15 protein-coding genes are annotated in these 14787 nt (G+C 73.9%); 4 read left to right on the top strand and 11 right to left on the bottom strand.

Annotation, left to right across the window (positions count from 1 at the left end; all coding sequences use genetic code 11):
- Positions 1-5: 5 nt before the first annotated feature.
- The 3 genes from rbsD to ASF50_RS05320 are packed head-to-tail and all read right to left on the bottom strand — an operon-like array spanning position 6 to position 2347.
- Positions 6-410: a D-ribose pyranase gene (gene rbsD, locus ASF50_RS05310; RefSeq protein WP_056863884.1), complete on the bottom strand. Its 405-nt coding sequence runs from the start codon at positions 408-410 to the stop codon at positions 6-8.
- The gene (locus ASF50_RS05315; protein WP_056903701.1) at positions 400-1347 is read right to left on the bottom strand and encodes a ribokinase; all 948 of its coding nucleotides are present in this window, start codon (positions 1345-1347) and stop codon (positions 400-402) included. Before ASF50_RS05315 ends, rbsD begins: the two co-directional genes overlap by 11 nt.
- On the bottom strand, positions 1340-2347 hold the full coding sequence (locus ASF50_RS05320) for a LacI family DNA-binding transcriptional regulator (RefSeq protein ID WP_056863886.1): 1008 nt from the start codon (positions 2345-2347) through the stop codon (positions 1340-1342). The genes ASF50_RS05315 and ASF50_RS05320 overlap by 8 nt, the downstream gene beginning before the upstream one ends.
- Before the next feature lie 180 nt (positions 2348-2527).
- Here ASF50_RS05320 and ASF50_RS05325 point away from each other — a divergent pair, with 180 nt between their 5' ends.
- The gene (locus ASF50_RS05325; RefSeq protein ID WP_056903702.1) at positions 2528-3151 is read left to right on the top strand and encodes a hypothetical protein; all 624 of its coding nucleotides are present in this window, start codon (positions 2528-2530) and stop codon (positions 3149-3151) included.
- A 61-nt stretch (positions 3152-3212) separates the two neighbouring features.
- Here ASF50_RS05325 and ASF50_RS05330 read toward each other — a convergent pair whose 3' ends face one another.
- The 7 genes from ASF50_RS05330 to ASF50_RS05360 form a co-directional block, all read right to left on the bottom strand.
- On the bottom strand, positions 3213-4889 hold the full coding sequence (locus tag ASF50_RS05330; RefSeq protein WP_056903703.1) for a phospho-sugar mutase: 1677 nt from the start codon (positions 4887-4889) through the stop codon (positions 3213-3215).
- Positions 4890-4952: 63 nt separating this feature from the next.
- Positions 4953-5573 carry a hypothetical protein gene (locus ASF50_RS05335; protein WP_156718111.1) on the bottom strand — a complete coding sequence of 207 codons (621 nt, stop codon included), beginning with the start codon at positions 5571-5573 and terminating at the stop codon, positions 4953-4955.
- 57 nt (positions 5574-5630) lie between these two features.
- The gene (locus tag ASF50_RS05340) at positions 5631-6671 is read right to left on the bottom strand and encodes an aldo/keto reductase (RefSeq protein WP_056903705.1); all 1041 of its coding nucleotides are present in this window, start codon (positions 6669-6671) and stop codon (positions 5631-5633) included.
- 38 nt (positions 6672-6709) lie between these two features.
- Positions 6710-7354 carry a heme oxygenase (biliverdin-producing) gene (locus tag ASF50_RS05345; protein ID WP_228941944.1) on the bottom strand — a complete coding sequence of 215 codons (645 nt, stop codon included), beginning with the start codon at positions 7352-7354 and terminating at the stop codon, positions 6710-6712.
- Positions 7351-8061, bottom strand: coding sequence for a TetR/AcrR family transcriptional regulator (locus tag ASF50_RS05350; RefSeq protein ID WP_082500194.1), 711 nt, complete (start codon positions 8059-8061; stop codon positions 7351-7353). Before ASF50_RS05350 ends, ASF50_RS05345 begins: the two co-directional genes overlap by 4 nt.
- Positions 8061-8858, bottom strand: coding sequence for a purine-nucleoside phosphorylase (locus ASF50_RS05355; RefSeq protein WP_056863891.1), 798 nt, complete (start codon positions 8856-8858; stop codon positions 8061-8063). The genes ASF50_RS05350 and ASF50_RS05355 overlap by 1 nt, the downstream gene beginning before the upstream one ends.
- 56 nt (positions 8859-8914) lie before the next feature.
- A complete protein-coding gene (locus ASF50_RS05360; RefSeq protein WP_056863892.1) occupies positions 8915-9367 on the bottom strand; it encodes a gamma-glutamylcyclotransferase in 453 nt (150 codons plus the stop codon).
- Between the two features lie 70 nt (positions 9368-9437).
- Here ASF50_RS05360 and lpdA point away from each other — a divergent pair, with 70 nt between their 5' ends.
- Both lpdA and ASF50_RS05370 read left to right on the top strand, forming a co-directional pair.
- Positions 9438-10844 carry a dihydrolipoyl dehydrogenase gene (gene lpdA / locus ASF50_RS05365; protein ID WP_056863893.1) on the top strand — a complete coding sequence of 469 codons (1407 nt, stop codon included), beginning with the start codon at positions 9438-9440 and terminating at the stop codon, positions 10842-10844.
- A gap of 59 nt (positions 10845-10903) precedes the next feature.
- The gene (locus ASF50_RS05370; protein ID WP_056903706.1) at positions 10904-12310 is read left to right on the top strand and encodes an NAD(P)H-quinone dehydrogenase; all 1407 of its coding nucleotides are present in this window, start codon (positions 10904-10906) and stop codon (positions 12308-12310) included.
- A 60-nt stretch (positions 12311-12370) separates the two neighbouring features.
- Here ASF50_RS05370 and ASF50_RS05375 read toward each other — a convergent pair whose 3' ends face one another.
- Positions 12371-13051 carry a DUF305 domain-containing protein gene (locus tag ASF50_RS05375; protein WP_082502773.1) on the bottom strand — a complete coding sequence of 227 codons (681 nt, stop codon included), beginning with the start codon at positions 13049-13051 and terminating at the stop codon, positions 12371-12373.
- 115 nt (positions 13052-13166) lie between these two features.
- Here ASF50_RS05375 and ASF50_RS05380 point away from each other — a divergent pair, with 115 nt between their 5' ends.
- On the top strand, positions 13167-14705 hold the full coding sequence (locus ASF50_RS05380; RefSeq protein WP_235557559.1) for an LVIVD repeat-containing protein: 1539 nt from the start codon (positions 13167-13169) through the stop codon (positions 14703-14705).
- The last annotated feature ends 82 nt before the right edge of the window (positions 14706-14787 follow it).

Genomic DNA, 14787 nt, shown 5'->3' on the forward strand with positions numbered 1-14787 from the left:
GGACCTCAGTAGACGACGCCCGCGTGCAGCAGCACGTTGGCGTAGGGGGTGAACTCGCCGGAGCGGACCGCCGCGCGGGCGCCGTGCGAGAGGGCCTTGAACTCCACGTGGGGCACGAGGGTCAGCTCGACGCCGCGCTCGGCGAGGCGGCTCCGCAGCTCGGCGAGCATCGCGGGGGAGTGCGACGCGATCTCGGCGGGCACCGTGGCACCCTCCACCTCGAGCTCGGCCAGCACGACGTCGAGGACGGCGAGGAACGACGGCACGCCCTCGGCCAGGGCCAGGTCGACGCGCTCGACGTGGGCGGGGATGGGCAGGCCGGCGTCGGTGACGGCGAGGAGGTCGGTGTGGCCGATCTCGGAGACGACGCGGCTGAGCTGGGCGTTGAGGGTGGCGCGGTTACGACGCACGGTGGGTCTCCTGTCGGGGGTGACGCTCGAGGAGCGCGTCGACCATGGCTGCGGTGGGGAGGCTGGGGCTGGCGCCCCGCACGCCGACCGCGAGGGCACCTGCGGCCATGGCGCGCTGCAGCGCGTCGGCCCAGGCCAGACCGCGGGCGAGTGAGGCGCCGAGGGCGCCGGCGAAGGCGTCGCCGGCGGCGGTGGTGTCGACCGGATCGGCCGGGAAGGGGGCGTGCGCGGTCGTGCCGCCGGCCTCGACCACGACGGCTCCCTGGCCGCCCAGGGTGATCACCGCCCGCCCGGCGCCGCGCTCCACGAACCAGGCACCCGCGGTGGCGGCGCTCGCGGTGTCGGTGACCGTGGTGCCGGTGAGGCGTGCGGCTTCCGACTCGTTGGGGGTCACGACGTCGGCCAGGGCCCACGCCTCCTCGGGGAGGGAGGCGGCCGGGGCGGGGTCGAGGACGACCGTCATGTCGAGGGACCGCGCGACCCGGGCGGCGTGGACCGCCGACTCCAGGGGGATCTCGAGCTGCAGCAGGAGCACCGACGCGCGCGGCGCGGCGGCGCGCACGGCCGCCTCGACCTCGGCGGGGCCGAGCGCGGCGTTGGCCAGGGGCACCATCACGATGTTGTTCTCCCCGGCGCCGTCGACGCGGATGTGGGCGATCCCCGTGGGACCGGACACGGTGCGCACGAGGGAGGTGTCGACGTCCTCGGCGTGCAGGCCCTCCAGGACGACGGAGCGGAAGAGGTCGTCGCCCACGCAGCCGACCATCGTCGTCGGGGCTCCGGCCCGCCGGGCGGCGAGGGCCTGGTTGGCGCCCTTGCCGCCGAGCACGAGGCCGAAGTCGGAGCCGAGCAGGGTCTCCCCGGGCTCGGGGTGTCGGCTCGCGAAGGTGGTGAGGTCGGCGGTGATGCTGCCGACGACGAGGACGCTGTCACGCATGGGGGCTCCTGGGTGGGGCGGCGGTCGAGCCGCGCACGACGAGCTCGACGGGGAGGGTGAGCGAGGCTCGGGGCTGGTCGGGGTGCTCGAGGCGGGCCAGCATCAGGCGTCCGGCCGCCGCGCCCTGGGCGACGGTGGGTCGGTCGACCACGGTCAGCGGGGGATCGAGGAGAGCGCCCAGGTCGAGGTCGTCGAAGCCGACGACCGAGAGGGCGTCGGGGAGGCGCAGCCCGCGCAGACGGATGGCCTTGAGGGCGCCGACGACCATGAGGTTGTTGGCGACGAAGACGGCGGTGGGCCGGTCGGGTCGCTCGAGGAGACGGTGCATGGCCGCGGACCCGCCCGCCTCGGTGAAGTCGGCGATCTCGACGTGGTCGGCCGCGGGCACGACCCCGTGCTCGGCGAGCACGGCGAGGAAGACCTCGTGGCGCTCGCGGCCCGGCGTGCAGGTCTGCGGCCCGCTGATCACGGCGATGGCGCGGTGGCCGAGGCCGAGCAGGTGCTCGGCCGCGAGCCGGGCACCGGCAGCGTTGTCGACCTCGACGGAGTCCACGTCGCTGCCGCTGGTGACGACGCGGTCGACGAAGACCACGGGTGTGCCGGAGGCCGCGAGCCGGCTCGGCACCACGTCGGTCTCGGTGGCAGGGGCGAGCACGATGCCGTCGACCCGACGCTCGAGGTCGCCGACCAGCTCGGCCTCGCGGGCCACGCTCTCACCGCTGTTGGCGATGACGACCTGGAGGCCCGCGGGGGTGATCACCTCCTCCACGCCGCGGGTCACCGCGGCGAAGAAGGGGTTGGTGATGTCGGGCACGACCACGCCGACGGCGAGGTGCCTTCCCATCCGCAGGCCACGGGCGGTGCGGCTGGGGCGGTAGTCCAGGGCCTCGACCGCCGCGGCCACGGCGTCGTGGCTGCGCACGTGCTCCCCGGCCAGGAAGCGGGAGACGGTGGCGGTCGACACACCGGCGTGGCGCGCGACGTCCTGGATGTTGGCCACGGCCCACCTCCTGTAATCGATTACTGATATCGATTGCAGAATTTAGTGAGTGACCGTCGTCACTGTCAAGGGCCGCTGACCGTCGGGCCGCGGGTGCTTCGCCCTGGCCCTGGATGATGGGATGGGTGCGTGGGCGACGAGCGTCGCTGGAGCCGGTCAGCACGGGTGGAGGAGAGTCACGTGGTCGACGAGAGCGTCGAGGTCCAGCGCTTCCCGCCCAGCAACGGCAGGTTCACCGGCTACCTCGGTCTCGCCATCGGTCCGGCCGTCTTCGTCCTGGCCGGCGTGTACGGCGGGCTGGGCCCGGCCCTCGTCGTGGGCGTCGCGCTGTTCGAGGTCGTGGTGTGGCTGGTCATGCTGCGCCCGGCCGTCTGGGTCGAGGGCGACGTGCTGGTGCTGCGCCACCTCGTGCGCACCGAGCGGGTGCCGCTGGCCGCGGTCACCAGCGTGGTCGTGCGCCACGTCCTGGCCGTCTTCGCCGGTGAGCGCCGCTTCGTCTCCCCGACCATCGCGCGCAGCTCGCGCCAGCTCATCGGCGAGGCACGTGCGGCCCGTCGGGGAGGTCGCCCCAGCAGCTGGCTCAGCGAGGTCACCGCGCCCGCGGGTAAGGGCGTCGACCAGGCCGACTTCGTCGAGCAGCGGCTGCGCCACCTGGCCGAGCAGGCCCGTCTGGCGCGCGGGGTGGCGGCCCGCTCGCCCGAGCAGGAGGCGCTGCTCGGCGAGGCCCGGCGCAGCACCAGCTGGCCCTGGGTGGGCGTCGTCGTGGTGCTCGCCGTCGCCCTCGTGGTGACCCTGCTCGTGTGACCCTGCTCGTAGGACCCTGCCCGTGCGACCTCGTCGCGCAGCGCCGGGCCCCGGCCGGGGCCTACAGCCCCGCGGCGGCCGCGAGGTCGGTGCGGACGGCGTCGAGGCGTCCCGCGGCGACGATGCGGGCGGCCGCGACGGCATCGGCCACGTCGGCGTCGGGGCCGGCCGCCACGGGCACGACCGCCTCGAGGTAGCACTTGAGCTTGGGTTCGGTGCCGCTGGGGCGCACGACCACGCGCGCGCCCTCGGCGAGTCGGTAGCGCAGGCCCTCGGTGGGCGGCAGGCCGCCGGCGGGCGGAGCGGCGAGGTCGTCGACCGCCTCCACCGCGAGGCCCCCGAGCACGGTCGGCGGGGTGGAGCGCAGCGTCTGCATCGCCCGGGTGATGACGCCGAGGTCCTCGACGCGCACCGAGAGCTGGTCGGTGGCGTGCAGGCCGTGGCGGCGTGCGATGTCGTCGAGCAGGTCCAGCAGCGTGCGGCCCTCGGCCTTGGCCCCGGCGGCGATGTCGCACAGCAGCAGGAGCGCCGAGACGCCGTCCTTGTCGCGCACGTGCTCGGGGTCGCAGCAGTAGCCGAGCGCCTCCTCGTAGCCGAAGGCGAGGCCGTCGACGCGACCGATCCACTTGAAGCCGGTGAGGGTCTCGACGTAGGGCTGGCCGGCGGCAGCGGCCATGGTGCCGAGCAGGCTGGAGGAGACGAGGGAGGTGGCGTAGGTGCCTTCGCGGCCCGAGCGCAGCAGGTGGTCGGCGAGCAGGGCGCCGACCTCGTCGCCGCGCAGCATGCGCCAGCCCTGCGGGGTCGGCACGGCCGCGGCGCAGCGGTCGGCGTCGGGGTCGTTGGCGACCACGAGGTCGGCGTCGACGCGGGCGGCCAGCTCCATGGCCAGGTCCATGGCGCCCGGCTCCTCGGGGTTGGGGAAGGCGACGGTGGGGAAGTCGGGGTCGGGCTGCTCCTGCTGCTCCACCACGCGGGGGGCCGCGAAGCCGGCCGTCTCCAGCACCGCGGCGACCGAGGTGCCGCCGACGCCGTGCAGGGGGGTGTAGACGATGTCGAGGTCGCGCGGCCCGTCGGCCACGAGGGCGGCGGTGGTGTCGAGGTAGCGGTCGACGACCTCCTCGCCCAGCACCCGCCCGGGGCGACCGCGGGGCACGTCGGCGACCCGGCCGACCGCGGCGATCTGCGCGGCGATGGCGGCGTCGACGGGGGCGACGATCTGGCTGCCGTCGCCGAGGTAGACCTTGTAGCCGTTGTCCTCGGGCGGGTTGTGGCTGGCGGTGACCATCACGCCGGCGGCGCAGCCGAGCTCGCGGATGGCGTAGGCGAGCACGGGTGTCGGCAGGGGGGCGGGCAGCAGGTGGGCCTCGAAGCCGGCGCCGGTCATCACCTCGGCGGTGTCGCGCGCGAAGACGTCGCTGTTGTGCCGCGCGTCGTAGCCGATCACCACGCCGCCGCGCGCCCCCGTCCCCCGGAGGTACGCCGCGAGACCGGCGGCCGCCCGCGTCACCACCACGCGGTTCATCCGGCGGGGCCCCGCACCCAGGGCGCCGCGCAGGCCGGCCGTGCCGAACTCCAGCGTGCCGTCGAAGCGGTCGGCCAGGTCGTCCTGCGCCGCCGCGTCGCCCGCCTCGGCCGCCGCCACGACCGCGTCCAGCTCGGCCCGGGTGGCCGGGTCGGGGTCGTCGGCGGTCCAGGCGCGGGCGAGGTCGAGCAGCGTGGCGAGGTCGGGGCGGGTCATGGGGCTGACGCTAGTGCGTGGCGACCGGCGGTCCTAGCCGGGCCGGTCCGGCGCCGCGAGCGCTCAGGAGCCGCAGCGACCACCCGGCGCCGGCACCGGGTCCGACGCGGCCCGGAAGCCGGTGGCCCAGGCGCGCGTCACGCTGCCCGCCACCCCGTCGGCGTCGGTGAACTCCAGGCCGAAGCGGTCCCAGCCGCCGCCGCGGCGGGCCTGCGAGACGCGTGCGAAGACGTAGTAGTCGCCGGGCCTCACCTGCGCGGGCAGGGCGCTCCGCTCGCCCCACGCCACGGTGTCGCGCTCGCTCCGGGGAGGCGCGGTGCCGCGCGCCATGCCGGTGTAGGACACCTGCCCGGGCGGGCGGCGACTGATCGACTGCCCGGAGACCTCGACGCCCTGCAGCCCCTCGAGCACCAGGCGCTCGACCGTCGCCGGGGCGCTCACCCGGAACGACTCCCAGACCACGTAGGGCTTCCGGGCGGGCGCGCACCGGGTGCTCGTGCCCCGGTCCAGGGCGACGGCGGTCGAGCGGGCGGGGGGCGCCGGGTCGCTCGGGGTCGGCGTGGCCGGCGAGGACGCGGAGGGAGCGCCGGGCCCGCCCGACCCGTCCTGGCCGCCGCCACTGCTGCAGGCGGCGGTGACGCCGACGAGGACGGAGAGCAGGGCGACCAGGAGACGACGGGGCACGACCGGAGGCTGCCCCACGCCGGTGCGGGGGAAACCGGGTGGGCCCTCGGCGCCCGCTCAGGCGTCGATGCTGCTCATGTCGCCGTAGCGCTCGCCCACCACGGCGTCGCGCGGCACGGCACGCTCGAGGGCCTCGAGGTCGGCGGCGTCGAGGGAGACCGCGACGGCCCCGGCGTTCTCCTCCAGGTAGCGCACGCGCTTGGTGCCGGGGATGGGGGCGACGCCGAGGGTGTCGTCGCCCTGCGCGAGCACCCAGGCGAGCGCGAGCTGGCCGGGGGTGCAGCCCTTGGCCTCGGCGATCCCGCGCACCTTCGCCACGAGCGCGAGGTTGGCGCGCAGCCCCTCGCCGTTGAGCCGGGGGAAGTACGCCGTGCGACGCGAGTCGCCCTCCTCCAGCTGGCTCTCGTCGGTGATCGCGCCGGTGAGGATGCCGCGACCCAGCGGCGAGTAGGGCACCAGGCCGATGCCGAGCTCGCGCAGCACGGGGAGGATCTCGTCCTCGAGGTCCCGGGTGAACAGGGAGTACTCGGTCTGCAGCGCGGTGATCGGGTGGGTGGCGTGGGCGCGGCGGATCGTGGCGGCCGAGGCCTCCGAGAGCCCCAGGTGGCGGACCTTGCCGGCCTCGACGAGCTCGGCCATCGCGCCGACGGTCTCCTCGATCGGCACGGTCTTGTCGACACGGTGCTGGTAGTAGAGGTCGAGGTGGTCCACGCCGAGCCGTTGCAGCGAGGCGTCGCACGCGGTGCGCACGTAGTCGGGCCTGCCGTTGATGCCCAGGCGGGTGCCGTCGGGCAGCCGCTCGTTGCCGAACTTCGTGGCCAGCTGGACCTCGTCACGGCGTCCGGCGATGGCGCGGCCCACCAGCTGCTCGTTGGTGAAGGGGCCGTACATGTCGGCGGTGTCGAGGAAGGTCACGCCGAGGTCGAGGGCGCGGTGGATGGTGTCGACGCCGGTCTGCTCGTCGCCGGTCCCGTAGAACTCCGACATGCCCATGCAGCCCAGGCCGAGGGCGGAGACGGTGAGGGGTCGACCCTCGTGGGAGGCGGTGCCGAGGGTGCGGGTCGGGATGCTCGCGGGGGTCGGTGCGGAGGTGCTCATGGGTCCACCCAAGCGCGGCGGTCCAAGCCGCGGGTGCGTCAGCGCGCGCCGAGCAGGTCCAGCTCCGCCGCGAGCTCGACGAAGAGCGCCTGGTTGAGGGCGAAGGCCGCCTGCACCTCGGCCACGACCGCCTCCTGCTGCGCCTCGTCGAGGTCGAGCCCGTCGAGGCGCAGGCGGTAGCCGTCCTTGTAGGGCTTGGGCCTCGGCACGGCGTCGAAGCGGTAGAAGTCCGTGCCGCGGCCCCCGAGCTCGAAGGTGCGGTCGAGGGTGCGGCCGATGGCCTGGCCCCCGGAGAGGTCGCCGAGGTAGCGGGTGTAGTGGTGGGCCGCGAAGCCGGCGCCGCCGGCCACGCCGGTGCTGGCCTCGATGCGGCGCTCGTAGGCCGCGACCGCGGGGGAGTCGACCTCGCGGGGCCCGCCGGGCGCCCAGTGCTCCAGGTCGGCCTCCAGCGCGGCCGACCGCTCGAGGTCGGGGTCGTGGACCGCGACGACACCGGGGTGGTGCAGGTGGGCGCGGGCGGTGCGCTCGAGCGCGGCGTACACGCGCTGCAGCCGCAGCAGGTAGGCGGTGTAGCCGGCGGCGTCGACCCCGCCCTCGAGCAGCCGGGTGACGAAGACCGAGGCCTCGGCGGCGCGGTGCTCGGCCATCGACCCCTCGCGCATGCGCGCCGACAGCGTGCTCACGCGGGCAGGTCGGACGCGGGCACGTCGGGCAGGGGGTGGGCGCGCAGCATCGCCGCGGCCATGGCCACCAGGTTGGCGACGAAGGCATCGGTGTCGAGGCGCTCGCGCCGGGGGGAGTCGCCGCCCAGGGCCCGGGCGCGGTCGCCGATGGCGCGCAGCACGAAGCCGGTCATCAGGCTCAGCCGCTCGTCGCGCAGCGCGTCGGGCATCGTCGGCATCCGCTCGACGATGAGGGCGTAGACCTCGTGGCCCCCGGTGCGGGCCAGCGCCTCCTCCACCCCGTCCATGGCGCGGGCGTGGTCGTCGGCGATCAGCTCCGCGACGATCATGAGGTAGCAGCGACCGCGCCAGTCGCTCTCGGCCACCTCGACGCTGGGACGCACGACGGCCTCGACGGCCGCACCGAGGTCGTCGTCGGGCCGCTCGTGCGCCACGGCGAGCAGCTCGCGCTCGCGCGCGGCGAGGACGTCGGTGAACTGGTCGAGCACCGTGGTCAGCAGCCCCGCGCGGGAGCCGAAGTGGTAGTGCACCGCGCCCCGGTTGCGCTGGCCGGCCTGGCGGGTGATGTCGAGCAGCGAGGCGTTCTGCACGCCGTGGTCGGCGAAGGCCCGCGTGGCCGCCTCGACCAGTCGTGCCCGGGTCTCGCGACCCGAGGACAGGTCGCCGGTGGGGTCGGGGGTCTCGCCGGTCGTCTCGTCGGGGGCCATCAGATCCGCGGGACGATCGTGGAGAGGAGGTCTCCCATCCGGCTGGCCGCGGCGCGACCGGCCTCGAGGACCTCGGCGTGGTCGAGCGGCTCTCCGCTCATGCCGGCGGCGAGGTTGGTGACCAGGCTGATGCCGAGCACCTCCATGCCGGCCTCGCGCGCGGCGATGGCCTCCAGGGTCGTGCTCATCCCGACCAGGTGGCCGCCGATCGCGCGGACCATCCCGATCTCGGCGGGGGTCTCGTAGTGCGGTCCGGGGAACTGGACGTAGACGCCCTCGTCGAGGCTCGGGTCGATCTCGCGGCACAGGGCGCGCAGGCGCGGGGAGTAGAGGTCGGTGAGGTCGACGAAGCGCGCGCCCTCGATGGGGGAGCGGCCGGTGAGGTTGATGTGGTCGCTGATCAGCACCGGCTGGCCGGGGCTCCAGGTCTCCTTGAGCCCGCCGCAGCCGTTGGTGAGCACGATCGTGGAGCAGCCCGCGGCGGCCGCGGTGCGGACCGGGTGGACCACGGCCGGCACCCCCTTGCCCTCGTAGTAGTGGGTGCGCGAGAGGAAGACCAGCAGGTTGCGCTCGCCCGAGCGCACCGAGCGGATCGTGCCGGAGTGGCCGGCGACCGCGGCGGGGTTGAAGCCGGGCAGGTCGGTCGTGGCGATCTCGGCGGTGGCCTCGCCGAGTGCGTCCACCGCGGGGAGCCAGCCGGACCCGAGCACCAGGGCCACGTCGTGGCGCTCGACGCCGGTCAGGTCGGCGAGCTTCTGGGCGGCGTCGGTGGCCAGGGAGTATGCGTCGTCGTTCACCTCCTCAGCCTATGCGTGCCGCGACCCGTCGCGGGCCACGGGCCACGCCCGGGGAGCTACAGGCCCGAGGAGCGGCAGGGGCGTCGGCGCAGGGCGGCGACGTAGTCGGCGGGGGCGTCGGCGGCCTCGGCGGCGTCGGCCAGCACGCCGAGGTAGGAGGCGGAGGGCAGGCCGCCCTCGTAGGCGTCGAGGACGTAGGCCCACGTGACCTGCTCGCCGGTGAGCGTGGAGACCCGCACCCGGGTCTTGCGGTAGAGGCCGGTGTCGGCCTGCTCCCAGCCGTCGAGGCTGCTCTCGTCCTCGCGGGTGACGTCGTAGACGGCCACGAAGACCTGCTCGAAGGGGTCCTGGACGATGGTGGGCAGGGCGCCGTCCCAGCCGTGCTCCTCGCCACCGAAGGTCAGCCGCCAGCCCTCCAGCCAGCCGGTCGTGCGCAGCGGCGAGTGGGGGCAGCGCTCGCCCATGCGGGCGGGATCGAGGTTGCTCCCGTAGGCGGCGTAGAGCGTCACGTGACGAAGAGTAGTGCCGGGTGCCCGCCCGCCTTGGGCCGACCTGCGCGCGAGCCCTAGGGTGGGGCCCGTGAGCACGCACTTCGATGTCCTCGTCCTCGGCGCCGGTCCCGGTGGCTACGTCGCCGCGATCCGCGCGGCCCAGCTCGGCAAGAAGGTCGCCGTGGTGGAGGAGAAGTACTGGGGCGGTGTCTGCCTCAACGTCGGGTGCATCCCCTCCAAGGCCCTGCTCAAGAACGCCGAGCTCGCCCACGTGCTGACCCACGAGAAGGCCAAGTACGGCATCGAGGGCGACGCCACCATGGCCTTCGGGCCCACCCACAAGCGCAGCCGCCAGGTCTCCGGCGGCATCGTCAAGGGCGTCCACTTCCTGATGAAGAAGAACAAGATCACCGAGATCGACGGCTGGGGCACCCTCACCGGCGCGGTCGACGGCGGTCAGGGCGTCGACGTCAAGGACAAGGACGGCAACGTCACCTCCTACACCTGCACCGACCTCATCGTCGCCGCGGGCGCCAAGACCCGGCTCATCCCGGGCACCTCGCTCAGCGAGCGGGTCGTGACCTACGAGGAGCAGATCCTCACCGACCAGCTGCCCGGCTCCATCATCATCGCCGGCTCCGGCGCGATCGGCGTGGAGTTCGCCTACGTGCTGAAGAACTTCGGCGTCGAGGTGACCATCGTGGAGTTCCTCGACCGCATGGTGCCCACCGAGGACGCCGACGTGTCCAAGGAGCTGCTCAAGCACTACAAGAAGCTCGGCGTTGACGTGCGCCTGTCGACCAAGGTCGAGTCGATCGAGGACTCCGGCGACCAGGTCTCGGTGACGGTGTCGAAGGACGGCCAGCAGGAGGTCCTCAAGGCCGACAAGGTCATGCAGGCCATCGGCTTCGCCCCGCGCGTCGAGGGCTACGGCCTCGAGGCGGCCGGTGTGGAGCTCACCGAGCGGGGAGCGATCGCCGTCGACGGGCGGGGCCGCACCAACGTCGAGCACGTCTACGCCATCGGCGACGTCACCGGCAAGATGATGCTGGCCCACGCCGCGGAGGCCATGGGCATCGTGGCCGCCGAGACCATCGCCGGCGCGGAGACCATGGAGATCGACTTCGACATGATCCCGCGGGCGACCTACTGCCAGCCGCAGGTGGCCTCGTTCGGCTACTCCGAGCAGCAGGCCAAGGACAAGGGCTACGACGTCAAGACCTCCACCTTCCCCTTCTCGGCCAACGGCAAGGCGCAGGGACTCGGCGACGCGGTCGGCTTCGTGAAGGTCGTCGCCGACGCCGAGCACAACGAGATCATCGGCGCCCACCTCATCGGCCCCGACGTGACCGAGCTGCTGCCGGTGCTGACCCTGGCCCAGCAGTGGGACCTCACCGCCGACGAGGTGGCCCGCAACGTCTTCGCCCACCCGACGCTGGGTGAGTCGGTGAAGGAAGCCGTGCACGGCATCGCCGGCCACATGATCAACTTCTGACCGCCCCCGTCAGCCCCCGTCAGCCTCTGACCGAGCCCGCCAGCGCGAGGAGCACAGCCATGCCCGACCGGACAGTCGACAAGGTCGTCATCATCGGCGGTGGTCCCGGGGGCTACGAGTCCGCGCTGGTCGCCAGCCAGCTCGGGGCCGAGGTGACCGTGGTCGACACCGACGGTCTCGGCGGGTCGGCGGTCATCACCGACTGCGTGCCGAGCAAGACCCTCATCGCCACCTCCGAGCTGATGACCGAGGTCGCCGGCGCCGCCGAGCTCGGGGTCAACTTCCACGACGTGGAGGGTGACGCGGCCACGACGCTCAGCGTGGACCTGGCCCGGGTCAACACCCGGGTCAAGGCCCTCGCCGCCGAGCAGTCGGTCGACATCGGCCGCCGCCTCGACCGCGAGAACGTCACGGTGGTGCGCGGCCGCGGCCGCCTCGACGGCCCCGAGCGCGTCGTGGTGACCGCCCCCGACGGCTCCGAGCAGACCCTCGAGGCCGGCGCCGTGCTCATCGCGACCGGCGCCTCGCCCCGCACGCTGCCCAGCGCCCAGCCCGACGGCGAGCGGATCCTCACCTGGGAGCAGGTCTACGACCTCACCGAGGTGCCGAGCGAGCTGATCGTGGTCGGCTCGGGCGTGACCGGGGCCGAGTTCGCGTCGGCGTACCTCGCCCTCGGGATCCCCGTCACCCTCGTCTCCTCGCGCGACCGCGTGCTGCCCGGCGAGGACGCCGACGCCTCGGCCGTGCTCGAGGAGGTCTCCAAGCGCCGCGGCATGAAGGTGCTCTCCCGCTCGCGGATGGAGTCGGTGACCCGCGACGGCGACGTCGTGACCGTGACGCTCACCGACGGCCGCAGCGTGCAGGGCTCGCACTGCATCCTCGCGCTCGGCTCGGTGCCCAACACCACCGACCTCGGTCTCGAGGACGCCGGCGTGCGGCTCAAGGACGGCGGCTTCGTCGGCGTCGACCGTGTCTCGCGCACCACGGCCCGCGGGGTCTACGCCGCCGGTGACTGCACCGGTGTGCTGATGCTCGCCTCGGTGGCGGCCATGCAGGGCCGGATCGCGATGTACCACTTCCTCGGCGACGCCGTCGCGCCCCTGGACCTGAAGAAGGTCGCCTCCAACGTCTTCACCGCCCCCGAGATCGCCACGGTCGGCTGGTCGCAGCAGGCCGTCGACAACGGGGAGATCACCGCCGAGGTCGTCATGCTGCCGCTGTCGGGCAACCCGCGGGCCAAGATGCAGGGCGTGCGCGACGGGTTCGTCAAGCTCTTCTGCCGTCCCGGCACCGGCATCGTCGTCGGCGGCGTGGTGGTCGGTCCTCGGGCCAGCGAGCTGATCCACCCGGTGTCGCTGGCCGTGGCGGAGTCGATCACCGCCGACCAGCTCGCGGCCACCTTCACCGTCTACCCCTCGATGAGCGGGTCGATCGCGGAGGCCGCCCGCCGGCTGCACCGCGTCTGACCCGCGTCTGCCGCGCGCCCGGGCCGCGTCTGACCGGGAGCGGCCGCTGCGCGGCCGGCCTCAGAGCCGGTCGAGCAGGACCTCGAGCCGCTCGATCTCCGCGGTCTGGCCCGCGGAGATCTCGGTGGCGATCTCGTTGACGCGCTGGTCGGAGCCGTCGGCGAGCACCGCCTCGGCCATCGTGACCGCGCCCTCGTGGTGGCGGATCATGTCGGTGAGGAAGAGCCGGTCGAAGTCGACGCCCTCGGCCGCGGCCAGGGCGTCGAGGTCGTCGGAGCCGAGCATCCCTGGCATGGCCCCCATGCCCTCCATGCCCTCCATGTCGTGACCCTCGTGCCCCGCCGCGGAGTCGCCCGACACCGCCTCGGTCATCTCCGCCAGGTCGGACTCGTCGGGCACCGGGAGGCCGCGGGCGTCGAGCCACGCCGCCATCTCGAGGATCTCGGGGCCCTGGCCCGCCGCGATGCGGTCGGCCGCTGCGAGCACGGCCGGGCTCGCAGCCCGGGTCTGCGCCAGGTCGACCAGCGTCAGCGCCTGCGCGTGGTGGGGCACCATCTGGGTCACGAACGACGCGTCGTCGGCGTCGACCCCGGCGGGCAGCGCCGCCGCCGGGACGTCCGACGCGCCCCCCTCCGGCGTGTCCGCGGCGCCGTCGTCGGAGCTGCACCCCGCGAGGCCCAGCGCGAGCACGGCGGCGGCCGCGGCGATCGACGTACGGTGCAGGACAACGACCCGAGTCATGGATCCAGCACATCACAGGGTGGCGCGATCGGGCCACAGCGGCCAAGATTCTGCTGACCCACCCCTCCGCGGCACCCGCGGAGGGATTCGACACTCGGACGAAGGGCCCACCCCCGTGACACCACCCACCCCCCGCCGCACCCGCGCCGGGCTCGCGCTGCTCTCGCTGGCCCTCGGCGCCGGCGCGGTCGCCGGCCTCACGGTCACCGGCGCCGGCTCGGCCTCCGCCGAGCGCACCGACCCGACCTGCACCCCCGCCGAGCGCGCCGACCTGCGCGCCGCCGGCGACAACTTCGACGACGCCTGCGCGCTGCCCGGCCAGGCGCTCGCCGGGCTCGACTCCTACGAGGCCACCGCCGACCAGGGCGAGGTCGACAAGAGCAGCAACGTGCGGCAGATCGCCCGCAAGCCGCTGGTCGGCTCCTTCACCCCGGAGAACGGCGGCGTCGGCAGCGACCTGGCCTTCCAGGGCAAGTACGCCTACGACGGCAACTACAACGGCTTCGCGGTCTTCGACATCTCCCGCCCCACCGAGCCGAAGCGCGTGGCCCAGGTCGAGTGCCCCGGGGGCCAGGGCGACGTCTCGGTCTACCGCGACGTCCTCGTGCTGAGCGTCGACTCCAGCCGCAGCGACGACTCGTGCAGCAGCGTCTCGCAGTCGGCCGAGGAGGAGTCCTCGTGGGAGGGCCTGCGGGTCTTCGACATCTCCGACCCCGCCGCCCCGGAGTACGTCGCGTCGGTGGAGACCGACTGCGGCTCGCACACCCACACCCTCGCCCCGTCGAAGTCGGGGCAGCGGCTCTTCGTCTACGTGTCCTCCTACGGACCCAACGACGCCTTCCCCGACTGCCAGACCCCGCACGACCGCATCAGCATCGTCACCGTGCCCGTGGCCGACCCCGCCGGGGCGGAGCTGCTCCGCACGCCGAGGCTGTTCCCCGGCGGCGGCAACCCCGGCAGCGGCGTGCCCGGCGGCAACAGCGCCACGAGCGGCTGCCACGACATCACCGCCTACCCGCAGAAGGACCTCGCCGCGGGGGCCTGCATGGGCGACGGCATCCTGATGGACATCAGCAAGCGCGCCGAGCCCCGCGTCATCGACCGGGTCCGCGACGAGCGCAACTTCGCCTTCTGGCACAGCGCCACCTTCAACAACGCCGGCACCAAGGTCGTCTTCACCGACGAGCTCGGCGGCGGCGGTGCGCCGACCTGCAACCCCGGCACCGGCCCCAAGCGGGGCGCCAACGGCATCTACGACATCGTGCGTCGCGACCTGGAGTTCCGCAGCTACTACAAGATCCCGCGCACCCAGGCGCTCACCGAGAACTGCGTGGCCCACAACGGCTCGCTGATCCCGGTGGAGGGCCGCGACATCATGGTGCAGGCGTGGTACCAGGGCGGCTTCTCGGTCTTCGACTTCACCAACTCCCGCAAGCCGGTCGAGATCGCCCACTTCGACCGCGGAGCCATCTCCGACACCGAGCTCGTGCTCGGTGGCTCCTGGTCGACGTACTGGTACAACGGCCACATCTACTCCAGCGACATCACCCGCGGCCTCGAGGTCTTCGCCATCGACGACCCGCGCGTGAACAAGGCCAAGAAGGTGCGCATGGGCACCTTCAACGCCCAGTCGCAGCCGTCCTACAACGGCTGACCGCACCACCCCGCACGGCACCGCACCGCACCGAGCGGGCTTGAGACGCGCCCGGTCCTCCTGTGAGGATCGGGCGCGTCCT

This window comes from Nocardioides sp. Leaf307 (genome assembly GCF_001423135.1).
GTDB classification, from domain to species: Bacteria; Actinomycetota; Actinomycetes; order Propionibacteriales; family Nocardioidaceae; genus Nocardioides; species Nocardioides kribbensis.

Bases quoted from the DNA above. Each gene is read 5' to 3' on its own strand.
- ASF50_RS05315 (WP_056903701.1), bottom strand. From the start codon at position 1,347: ATGCGTGACAGCGTCCTCGTCGTCGGCAGCATCACCGCCGACCTCACC.
- ASF50_RS05330 (WP_056903703.1), bottom strand. From the start codon at position 4,889: ATGACCCGCCCCGACCTCGCCACGCTGCTCGACCTCGCCCGCGCCTGG.
- ASF50_RS05340 (WP_056903705.1), bottom strand. From the start codon at position 6,671: ATGAGCACCTCCGCACCGACCCCCGCGAGCATCCCGACCCGCACCCTC.
- ASF50_RS05350 (WP_082500194.1), bottom strand. From the start codon at position 8,061: ATGGCCCCCGACGAGACGACCGGCGAGACCCCCGACCCCACCGGCGAC.
- ASF50_RS05370 (WP_056903706.1), top strand. From the start codon at position 10,904: ATGCCCGACCGGACAGTCGACAAGGTCGTCATCATCGGCGGTGGTCCC.
- ASF50_RS05375 (WP_082502773.1), bottom strand. From the start codon at position 13,051: ATGACTCGGGTCGTTGTCCTGCACCGTACGTCGATCGCCGCGGCCGCC.